The 11,963-nt window shown below is 74.1% G+C and carries 1 protein-coding gene; it reads right to left on the bottom strand.

Annotated features, from left to right (window positions below; genetic code table 11):
* Nucleotides 1–11,937, bottom strand: an 11,937-nt coding sequence (locus P1P70_RS05785; RefSeq protein ID WP_319235128.1) for a non-ribosomal peptide synthetase, incomplete at its 3' end; no start/stop codon positions are given.
* Between the last annotated feature and the right edge of the window lie 26 nt (nucleotides 11,938–11,963).

Genomic DNA, 11,963 nt, shown 5'->3' with positions numbered 1-11,963 from the left:
CGGGGGGCGGCCGGAGACGGTGGCGCCGAAGACGACGTCGTCACGGCCGGTGGCCTGGGCCAGGGCCAGCGCCCAGGCACCCTGCACCACCGTGTTCATCGTGACGCCCTGGCCCCGCGCCCACGCCGACAGCTCCGCCGTCGCCTTCGCGTCCAGGCCGAAGGCGACGCCCAGCGGGGCCGAGTCGACCGGACCGGCGTCCGGGGCGAGCAGGGTGGCCTGGTCGAGGCCGGCGAGGGACGTCCGCCAGGCCTCCCGGGCGGCGTCCCGGTCGCGGGCGTCGAGCCAGGTGAGGTAGTCGCGGTACGGACGAACGCGGGGCAGGGCGGAGGGGTCGCCGCCGGACGCGTACAGCTCGGTCAGCTCCTGCCAGAGCAAGGGCATCGACCAGCCGTCGAGCACGATGTGATGGTTCGTCATCACCAGCCGGACCCGGTCGTCGGACAGGCGTATCGCCGTGAACCGCATCAGCGGCGGGCTCGTCAGGTCGAAGCGGCGCTCCCGGTCCTGGGCGGCGAGCCGGTCGGCCTCGGCCTCCCGCTCGTCGGCGGGCAGGCCGGTCAAGTCGGCCTCCCGCCAGGGGGGTTCGACGTCGGCGGGCACCACCTGCACCCATGCGCCCGAGGCGGTCTGCCGGAACCCGGCGCGCAGGTTGGCGTGCCGGTGCAGCAGGGCCCGCGCCGCGGCGTGCATCCGGGCACCGTCGAACGTGCCCTCCAGGTCGAAGGCGAGCTGGCCCACGTAGACGTCACGGGCGTTCTCGTCGTACAGGTTGAGGAAGAGGAAGCCCTCTTGGAGGGGGGCGAGCGGCAGGATGTCCTGGGCGGCGGGGACGAGGCGCTCCAGGCGGTCGATCTCGCCCTGGTCGAGGGCCGCGTGGGTGAGGTCCGACGGGGTGAGCCCGCCGGCGCCGGGGAGGCGTGCTTCCTCGACGAGCTGCTTCAGCGCCCGGAACCAGGCGTCGGCCAGACGCCGGGCGTCCTCGGGCTCCAGCTGGGTCCGGGAGTAGGTCCATCGCGCCCGCAGCCGGGTACCCGAAGGCGTCTCGTGGGCGACGGCGTTGAGGTCCACGGGGTGGGCCAGCGGCATGGCGCCGTCGATGCCCGCGACATCGCCGCCCTCGATGCTCCAGGGGGTCTCGTGGGCGCCGCCCTGGCCGAGCTGCCCGAGGTAGTTGAAGCCGAACTCGGGCACCGGGAACCCGGCGAGCGTGGTCCGGGTACGGGGGTTGAGGTAGCGCAGCAGGCCGTAGCCCATGCCGTCGCCGGGTACGGTGCGCAGCTGCTCCTTGACGGTCTTCAGCGCCCGGATCGCCGGCGCGTCGCCGTCGGTGGCGGGGGCGGCCGGCGGTGCGAGCAGGACCGGGTACATGGCGGTGAACCAGCCCGCGGTTCGGCTGAGTTCGGCGCCCGGCACGGTGTCCTCGTGGCGTCCGTGGCTCTCCAGGTCCACCACGAGGGGCGCGTCGGGGTCCTCGCCGCGGCCGCGCCGCCACTCGGCGACGGCGAGCGCGAAGGCGCTCAGCAGGACGTCGTTGATCGTCGCGTGGCAGACGCCGGGAACCCAGGTGAGCAGGGCCTCGGTGAGGTCCGCGTCGAGTTCGGCGGTGATCTCGCCCGCGCTCGCGTGGGTGTCCCGCGCGGGGTCGAGGCGCAGGGTGCGCGGGGTGTCGGCGAGCACCGAACGCCAGTGGTCGAGCTCCGCCTCGACGCGCGGTTCCTCGGCGAGGTCCGCGAGGGACAGCGCCCACCGCCGCCACGGCGTGTCCACCGGGGCGAGCGGGTCGCCCGCGCAGGCGGCGGCCAGGTCGGGTATGAGGATGCGCCAGGTGACGCCGTCCATGACCAGGTGGTTGGCGACGAGCACGAGCAGACCGTCCCGGTCGGCACCCCGGTCGAGCCAGACGGCCTGGAGCATACGGCCGTTTGCCGGGGCCAGCCGCGAACGGGCCGCACGCGCCTGCTCGGTGACCGCGGACCGGACGTCGAAGTCGTCGAGGCCCACGGCGTCGTACCGGGTCAGGCAGTCGGCCACGGCCACGGAACCCGGTGGGGGAACCTGGATCGTCCAGTCGCCGGCCACCCGCATGCGCAGGGCGTCGTGGTGGTCGAGCACCGTCAGCACAGCGGCGCCGAGCGCCTCGAAGTCGAGGGCGGCCGGCACCCGCAGCACCAGGGACTGGTTGAACTCGGCCACGTCGGAGCCGAGTTCGGCGAACCAGGCCATCATCGGAGTGCGGGGGGCCGGCCCGTGGGCCGGGATGTCGGCGCCCTGCTGCCGGGCGTGGTCCGTGTCGGGTCCGGCCGTGGCCGACTCGGCGAGCAGCGCGGGCGTCTGGTGTTCGAAGACGTCGCGCACCGACAGGACGAGACCCGCCGCGCGGGCCCGGCCGACGAGCTGGATGGATCGGATGCTGTCCCCGCCGAGGTCGAAGAAGCCGTCGTCGATCCCGACGGACTCCACCCCGAGGACGTCGGCGAACAGCTCGGACAGCAGCCGCTCCCGCGGGTTGCGTGCGGTGCGCCCCGACGTCCGCGCGGAGTAGTCGGGGGCGGGCAGCGCCTTGCGGTCCAGCTTGCCGTTGATCGTCAGCGGCAGGGCGTCCAGGCCGACGAACGCGGTCGGGATCATGTGGTCGGGCAGGGTCTCGCGCAGTTCGTCGCGGAGCGCGGCGGCGTCCAGGGTGTGACCGTGCTCGGGTACGACGTACGCCACGAGCCGGCGGTCGCCCGGCCGGTCCTCCCGCACGATCACGGCAGCCCTCGCCAGGTGCGGACGCTCGGTGATGACCGTCTCGATCTCGGTCGGCTCGATCCGCAGGCCGCGGATCTTGACCTGGGTGTCGATCCGTCCCAGGTACTCCAGCTCACCGCTCGGCAGCCAGCGCACCAGGTCACCGGTCCGGTAGAGCCGGGTGCCGGGCGCCCCGAACGGGTTGGCCACGAACCGCTCCGCGGAGAGCGCGGGGCGGTCGTGGTAGCCGCGGGCCAGGTGCGGGCCGGCCGCGTAGAGCTCGCCGGGGACACCGGGGGCGACCGGGCGCAGCGCGGCGTCCAGCACGTACACCGCGGTGTTGGCGACGGGGGAGCCGATGGGCGGGGTGAGCGGCCCGGACAGCGGACCGCTCATGGTCGAGCAGACCGTGGTCTCCGTGGGGCCGTAGGAGTTGAGCATCGTACGGCCGCCGGACCAGCGCTCCACCAGCTCGGGCGGGATCGTCTCCGCGCCCACGACGAGGGTGAGCCCGTCGGGCAGCGAGCCCTCGGGCAGGAGCCCGAGGACGGAGGTGGTCAGGCTGAGATGGGTGGCCTCGTACCGGGTCGCCAGCTCGGCCAGTTCGGGCCCCGGCGTGGTTGCCCGGGGCGCGACGACGAGGGTGGCGCCGGTGAGGAGAGCCATCGCCAGCTCCCACAACGACGCGTCGAAGCTCGGGGAGAGGTGCTGCAGGATCCTGCTGCCCGGCCCGGCCCCGCAGTCGCGGGTGAAGATGTCGGCCAGGCCCGGCAGACCGGTGTGGGTGACGACGACACCCTTGGGCCGGCCCGTGGTGCCGGAGGTGTAGATCATGTACGCCGGGTGCTCGGGGAGCAGCGGCGTCGGGCGTTCCGCGTCGGTCACGTCGTGCGAGGGCAGATGGGCGACGGCCGCCGCGGTCTCGTCGCTGTCGATCAGGAGAAGGGGTGCGGCCGTGTCCGGGAGCCCGGCGGCGCCGGCGGACGTGGTGAGGAGCAGCGCGGGCGCGGCGTCCTTCACGAGATGGGCGATCCGCTCGGCGGGGTACGCGGGGTCGACGGGCAGATAGGCCGCGCCCGCCTTGAAGGCGGCGAGCGCCGAGACGACCAGGTCGGCCGAGCGCGGCAGGGCCATCGCCACGAACTCCTCGGGGCCCGCGCCCAGTTCGAGGAAGCGGCGGGCCAGCCGGTTCGCCCGCGCGTTCAGCTCGCCGTACGACAGGACCTGTCCGTCGAACTCGACCGCGACGCGCTCCGGTGCTTCGGCGGCATGGCCCTCGACGTACTCGGCGAAGGTCCGGCCGACCGGCTCGCGCGCCGTGTCGTTCCACTCGACCAGGACGCGGTCCAGCTCCTGGCGGCTGAGGACGTCGACGTCACCGATACGCCGCCCGGGGTCGCCCACCAGGGCGTCGAGGAGCCGCAGGAAACGGTCCACCAGGGCGCCGACCGTGTCCTCGTCGAAGAGGTCGGTGCTGTACTCGGCCGCGCCGAACAGTCCGGCGGGGGCGCCCTGGGCGTCGCGGTGCTCGGCGATCTCGAAGGCCAGGTCGAGCTTGGAGATCCCGGTGGCGACGGGCAGCAGCGTCACGTCCAGGCCGGTCGCGGCCAGCGCGGCGAGCGCGTCCTGCTGGGTGGTGTCCAGGCTCAACAGCACCTGGAACAGCGGGTTGTGGGAGAGCGACCTGGTCGGGCTGAGGACGTCCACCAGGTGCTCGAAGGGCAGCTCCTGGTGGTCGTAGGCGGTCAGGTCGGCGGCCCGCACCCGGTCGAGCAGCTCGCGGAAGGTGGGGTTGCCGCTGGTGTCGGTGCGCAGTACCAGGGTGTTGACGAAGAAGCCGACGACCTGGTCCAGGGCGTCGTCGGTCCGTCCCGCCACCGGCGTGCCGACAGGGATGTCGTCACCGGCCCCCATCCGGGACAGCAGGGCGGCCAGCGCCGCCTGGAGCACCATGAACACGCTGGTGCGGGATTCCCTGGCCAGCTCCGTCACGCCCGCGTGCAGCCGGGCGGGGACGGTCAGCGGAACACGGGCGCCGCGGTGCGAGGCGACGGCCGGGAGGGGCCGGTCCGCGGGCAGGTCGAGCCGGTCGGGCAGACCGGCCAGGGCCTGCTTCCAGTGGGCGAGCTGACGGCCGGCCGGGCCGGCGGCGTCGGACGCGTCCCCGAGCGACGTGCGCTGCCACAGCGCGAAGTCCGCGTACTGCACCGGCAGGGGCGTGAAGTCGGGGGCGCGACCGGCCGCGCGGGCCGTGTACGCCGTGGCGAGGTCCTGGATCAGCGGGCCGAGGGACCAGCCGTCACCGGCGATGTGATGGACCATCAGCAGCAGTACGTGCTCCGCGCCGGAGAGCCGGAACAGCTCCGCCTTCACCGGGATGTCGGTGCGCAGGTCGAAGCAGTGCCGGGCGGCCTCTTCGAGGAGCCCGCCGAGTCGTTCCTCGACGGTGTCGGTCAGCGGCAGCTCGAAGCGCACGCCGGCGGCGTCGAGCACGGTCTGCCGGGCGCCCCGCTCGTCCTCGGCGAACACGGTCCGCAGGCTTTCGTGGCGGGTGATGACGTCCTGGAAGGCCGCGCGCAGCGCCTGCGGGGCGAGCCCGCCGGTCAGCCGCAGCGCACCGGTGATGTTGTAGGTGGGGGAGGGGCCTTCGAGCTGGTGCAGGAACCACAGCCGCTGCTGTGCGTACGACAGCGGCAGCCGTTCGGGGCGCGCGCCGGCCGTCAGCGGTGTCCTGGCGTGCTCCGCCCGCTCCAGGGCCGCCGACAGGCCGGCGACGGTGGGTGTCTCGAAGAGCTGGCGCACCGACAGCTCCACGCCCAGGGTGGTGCGGATGCGGCCGGCCAGCCTGGTGGCGAGCAGCGAGTGGCCGCCGAGGTCGAAGAAGTTGTCGTCGATGGTCAGCCGGGCAACCGCGAGCACCTCGGCGAAGAGGGAGCACAGGATCTCCTCGCGCGGGCCGCGCGGAGCGCGTCCCGTGACCTGCCCGCAGTGGGCGGGGGCGGGCAGCGCCCTGCTGTCGAGTTTGCCGTTGGGCGTCAACGGCAGGGCGTCCAGGGTGACGAACGCCGAGGGCAGCATGTGGTCCGGCAGCTGGGCGGCGGCATGGTCGTGGAGCGCGCGGGCACTGACGTCGGCACCGGTCACCACGTACGCGACGAGCCGCAGGTCGCCCGGGACGTCCTCGCGCGGCACCACGGTCACGTCGTCGACCGAGGGGTGCGCCGCGAGCACGGCCTCGATCTCGCCGAGCTCGATGCGGAAGCCGCGGATCTTCACCTGCTGGTCGGCGCGCCCCAGGTAGTCGAGGCCGCCGTCGCTCCGGCGCCGGGCCAGGTCGCCCGTGCGGTACATCCGGGTGCCCGTCTCGCCGAAGAGCGCGGCGTAGGGGTCGGCGGGGAAGCGGTCCGCGGTGAGGCCCGGGCGTCCCAGGTAGCCGCGGGCGAGGCCCGCCCCGGCGACGTACATCTCCCCGGTGACGCCGGGCGCGGTGGGGCGCAGTCGGTCGTCGAGGACGTACACCCGCAGGTCGGGGATGTTGACGCCGATGGTGCTCGCCGAGGCGGCGGCAGCGGTGACCCGGTCCAGCGCCAGGTGGGAGACGTGGACGGTGGTTTCGGTGATGCCGTACATGTTGACCAGGAGCGGGGCGTCCTCGGCGTGCCGCTCGTACCAGTCCGCGAGGCGCGACAGGTCGAGCGCCTCGCCGCCGAACACCACGCAGCGCAGGGCGAGTTCGGGCCGCTGCTCGCGGTCGGCCGCCGCCAGCTGGTAGAACGCCGAGGGTGTCTGGTTCAGGACGGTGACCCGCTGCTGTTCGAGAAGGGCCAGGAACGCGGCGGGGTCCCGGCTGACGGCGTGCGGTACGACGACGAGCCGGCCGCCGTGCAGGAGCGGCCCCCACAGCTCCCAGACGGAGAAGTCGAACGCGTAGGAGTGGAAGAGGGTCCACACGTCCCGCTCGTCGAAGCCGAACCAGTGCTCGGTGGCGGAGAAGAGCCGCACGACGTTCCGGTGCGGCACCGCCACGCCCTTGGGCCGTCCCGTCGAGCCCGAGGTGTAGATGACGTACGCGGTGTCCCGCGGGTCGAGCGGCCTGACCCGTTCGCCCTGGGCGAGGTCGTCCGAGCGGTACGCGTCCGTCCCGTCGCCGCCGCCGTCCGTTTCCGCGAGGCCGTCGAGGCCGTCGAGGACGATGCGGGGCACCTGGTGGGCGGGCAGCCGCCCGGCGGTGTCGCGGTCGGTGAGCAGCACCGCGGGCGCCGCGTCGGACAGCGCGTGGGCGAGCCGGTCGGCCGGGTAGCCGGGGTCGAGCGGTACATAGGCGGCGCCCGACTTGACCACGGCGAGCAGGGCCACGACCAGTTCGGCCGACCGGGGCAGCGCGAGCGCGACCAGCGCGTCGGGGCCGATCCCGCGGGCGACCAGGAGCCGGGCGAGGCGGTTGGCCCGCGCGTTGAGCTCGCCGTACGACAGGGAGGTGCCCTCGAAGGTCAGCGCCGTGCGGCCGGCGTGACGGGCCGCCTGCTGCTCGAAGAGTTCCGGCAGCGTGGCCACGACGGGCTCGACGGCCGCCCCGGCCGCCACAGGCGTGACGGGCGTGACGGGCTCACCGAGGGCGCTGGAGGAGTCCGGCCGGTTGGCGGCCACGAGCAGCGCGTGGTGTTCGCCGGGGACGAGGACGTCGATGTCGCCCAGGCGCACGTCGGGCTCCGCGACGACCTCCGTGAGGAGCCGCACCAGCCGCTCGGTGAGGGCGCGGACGGTCCCGGCGTCGAACAGCTCCGTGCTGAACTCCACCGCGAGGTCCAGCCCGGCCGGTCCGCCCTCGGCGTCGCGGTTCTCGTCGAAGGCGAACACGAGGTCGAACCTGGACAGGCCGGTGTGCACGGGCATCCGCGTCGCGCTGACGCCGGGCAGCCGGCCCAGCTCGCCCAGGGCGTCCTGCTGGGTGGTGTCGAAGGTCAGCGCCACCTGGAACAGCGGGTGGTGGGATGTGCCGCGGTCCGGGTTGAGCGCCTCGACCAGCCGCTCGAAGGGCACGTCCTGGTGGGCGTAGGCGGCCAGGTCGGTGGCGCGGACCCGGCCGAGGAGCTCGCGGAAGGTCGGGTCGCCGCTGGTGTCCGTGCGCAGCACGAGCGTGTTGACGAAGAAGCCGATCAGGTCTTCCACGGCCGCGTCGGTGCGCCCCGCGATGGTGGAGCCGATCGGTACGTCCTCGCCCGCGCCGAGCCGCGTCAGGAGCCCCGCGAGCGCGGCCTGGAGCACCATGAACACGCTGGTCCGGGTCTCGCTGGCCAGCCCGGCCAGCGAGCGGTGCAGTGCGGCGGGCACGGTCAGGTCGAGCCGGTCCCCGGCGTTGTCGCGCCGGGCGGGACGCGGCCGGTCGGTGGGCAGTTCGAGCCGCTCCGGCAGGCCGGCCAGTGCCTCGCGCCAGTGGGAGAGCTGCCGGGCGCCCTCGCCGTGGATGTCCCCGTCGGCGCCGAGGAGTTCGTGCTGCCAGAGCGTGTAGTCGGCGTACTGCACCGGCAGCGGCGCCCAGTCGGGGGCCGCGCCGCCGAGCCGGGCGGCGTAGGCGGCACCCAGGTCACGGGCGAGCGGGGCCAGCGACCAGCCGTCCCCGGCGATGTGGTGCAGCACCAGCAGCAGCACGTGCTCGTCCGGTGCCACCCGCAACAGCGCGGTCCGCAACGGCACTTCACCGGTGAGGTCGAAGGGGTGGCGGGCCGTCCGGGCGATGTCCCCGGTCAGCCGCTCCGCGTCGCTGTCGACGATCTCCAGACGGGGCGCCGCCTGCTGCAGGGAGAGGATCACCTGGTGCGGTCCGTGCTCGTCCTCCGCGAAGACGGTGCGCAGGCTCTCGTGCCGGGCGACCACGTCACCGATCGCCGCCGCGAGGGCGGCGCCGTCCACCCGGCCGGTGAGCCGCAGCGCGGCCGGGATGTTGTACAGCGGTGACGGGCCCTCGAACTGGTGGATGAACCACAGGCGTCGCTGGGCGAAGGAGAGCGGGAGACGGTCGGGCCGCTGCCGTGCGGCGACCGCCGTGCGGGCCCGGTCGGTCTCGTCGAGCGCCACGGCGAGCTCCGCCACGCTCGGCGACTCGAAGACCCGCTGGATCGACAGCTCCGCCCCGAGGGCGGTGCGGATACGGCTGATCAGCTGTGTGGCGAGCAGCGAGTGTCCGCCCAGCTCGAAGAAGCCGTCGTCGACGCCGACCGTGTCCACCCCGAGGACCTCGGCGAACAGCGTGCACAGCAGTTCCTCACGCGGGGTGCGCGGTGCCCGGCCGCCGGAGCGCTCCGTGCGGGCGGGCAGGGGCAGGGCCCTGCGGTCGAGCTTGCCGTTCGGCGTGACCGGCAGCTCAGGCAGCGTGACGTACGCCGACGGGACCATGTAGTCGGGCAGCAGCTCGCGCAGCCGGGCGGTGAGCGTCGCGGAACCGGCCCCGGTGGCGCCCGAGGGGACGGTGTAGGCGACGAGGCGCTGGTCGCCGGGCCGGTCCTCGCGCAGCACCACCGCGGCCTGGCCGACCTCCGGCTGCCGGACGAGGGCGGCCTCGATCTCGCCGAGTTCGATGCGGAAGCCGCGCAGCTTGACCTGCTGGTCGGCGCGGCCGAGATAGTCGAGGCTGCCGTCGTGGTTCCAGCGCGCGAGGTCGCCCGTGCGGTACATCCGGCTGCCCGGCGCGCCGTGCGGGTCGGCGGTGAAGCGCTCGGCGCTGAGGCCGGGGCGGCCCAGGTAGCCGCGGGCGAGCTGGACACCGGCGATGTAGAGCTCGCCCGGCACACCCGCGGGCACCGGGCGCAGCGCGGCGTCGAGCACCCGCATCCGGGTGTTCCACACCGGGCGGCCGATCGGCACCGGGCCGGTGCCCGAGTCCTCGGCGCACGGCCAGTACGTCACGTCGACGGCGGCCTCCGTGGGCCCGTACAGGTTGTGCAGCGGGACGTCCGAGACGGCCTGGAACCGCGTGCGCAGCTCGGCCGAGAGGGCCTCGCCGCTGCAGAAGACCCGGCGCAGGCCCGTCAGTGAGGCCGCGGCGGGCTCGCGCAGGAACACGTCGAGCATCGACGGCACGAAGTGGAGGGTGGTGATGCCCTCGCGCCGGACGACGTCGGCCAGATAGGCCGGGTCCAGATGGCCCTCGGGCCGCGCGACGACCAGCGTGGCGCCCTGGACGAGGGGCCAGAAGAACTCCCACACGGACACGTCGAAGCCGGACGGGGTCTTCTGCAGCACCCGGTCGGAGGCGTCGAGGCCGTAGGTGTGCTGCATCCAGGCCAGACGGTTGACGATCGACCGGTGGGAGATCACCACACCCTTGGGCCGGCCGGTGGACCCGGAGGTGTAGATGACGTAGGCGGGGTGGCGCGGATCGAGCGCCGGCGCCGGTGTCCCGGTGGGCTCCGGGGCCGCGGCCGGGGCGGGTGCGTCCAGGACCAGCCGGGGGGTGCCGTCGTCCGGCAGCCGCTCCTCGGTGTCCGACGTGGTCAGGACGAGCATGGCGCCCGCGTCGTGCAGGATGTGCGCGATGCGGTCCGCCGGATAGCCGGGGTCGACGGGGACGTACGCCGCCCCCGACTTCAGCACGGCGAGCAGGGCGACGACGAGGTGTGTCGACCGGGGGACGGCGACCGCGACGAAGCGCTCCGGGCCGGCTCCGCGGGCGATCAGGTTCCCGGCCAACTCCTGGGCGCGGGCGTCCAGTTCGGCGTACGTCAGCGAGCTTCCCCCGTACGCGACGGCCTCGTGGTCCGGTGTGCGGGCGGCCTGCGCGGCGAGCAGCCCGGGCAGCGTCGCGTCGGCGACCTCGTGCGCGGTGTCGTTCCACTCCGTGAGGATGCGGTGCCGCTCGTCCGGCGTGAGCAGGACGGCCCGGTCCAGGGGGGCGGTGGGGTCGGCCGCCAGGTCTTCGAGGAACCGGACGAAGCGCTCCTGGAGGGAGGTCAGGTCCCGGGCGTCGTACACCTGGGGGTTGCCCTCGAAGTCGACGCGGATCCCGGAGTCGGGGGTGCCGGTCAGAACGAGGTTCAGGTCGGTCGTCGGGCCGGAACTGATGCTGCGCATCACACCCACCGGTCCGCCGAAGTCGACGGGCCTGTAGGGCATGACGTTGACCGTCGGGGCGAGCACGCCCGAGCCGCCGAGTTCGCGGTTCAGGTCCTCGCCGCGGTACCGGCTGTGCGCCATGAGGCCGCGCAAGGCGCCGGACACCGTCTCGATCAGCTGGGCGAAGGTCTGGCCCGGGCGTACGGTCAGCCGCAGCGGCAGCCGGTTGGAGACCATGCCGGGCGTGGTGCGGGCGTTGGCGCCGTACCGGCCGGTGACCGGCACGGACAGCACGATGTCCTGGGCGCCCGTCATCCGGTGCAGGAAGGCGCCCACGCCGGCGATCACCACGCGCGCCCAGGCGGAGCCCGTCGCCTCGGCGGCCCGCTCCAGCACACCCGTGCGCTCCGGGCCGAGGGCGAGGCTCGCCACGGTGGGCGCCAGCACGAGCCCGCTGCCGCGGCCGGTCAGGGAGACCGGCTCGGGGCGGTCGGCGAACAGCCCGGTCCAGTAGGCGCGGTCCTCGGCGTGCCGGGCGGAGGCGCGGTAGGTCTCCTCGGTGGCGGCCAGCCGGTCCATGTCGCCGAAGGAGCAGGGCGCCACCTCGCTCCCGGCCGTGAGCGCCCGGTACACCTCGGCCAGCCGCTCGTAGAACAGGGACATGCTGGTGCCGTCGATCACGATGTGATGGACGCCCAGGTAGTACAGGTGCCGGCCGGCGCCGAGCGTGAACAGCGCGTGGCTGCTGAGACCCGGCCGGTCGAGCGCCACCGGCGTCGCGCGCTCCCGCTCCATCCAGCGGATCGCCTCGGCGTACGGGTCCTCGTGCCCGGTGAGGTCGAAGTGCCGCAGCAGCACAGGGGTGTACGGCACCCCGTCCGGGCCCTCGGTCCCGTCCGAACCCTCCGGCGCGAGGGGGCAGTACGCGCGGTACGGGCGTCCCTGCTCGTCGGTGAGGAAGCGGGAGCAGAGGGTCTCCGTCTCGGCCACCGTGTGCCGCAGGGCCGCGCTCAGTACGGCGTGGTCCAGCGGGCCGTCGACCTCCAGGCAGGAGCCGGTCCGGTAGTGCGCGCCTCGCGGGTCCAGCTGCTGCGCGAGCCACACCTCGTGCTGCGCACTGGTCAGGACGTGCCGAATGGACGAGAGCTCAGACACCTGTCTCCTCACAATCTTCCGCCGGA

Origin of the sequence: Streptomyces sp. MB09-02B (genome assembly GCF_033794485.1) — a bacterium.
Taxonomy (GTDB): Bacteria; Actinomycetota; Actinomycetes; order Streptomycetales; family Streptomycetaceae; genus Streptomyces.
Note: the sequence above shows the minus strand (reverse complement) of the source record. Positions and strands in the feature narration are given on the sequence as shown.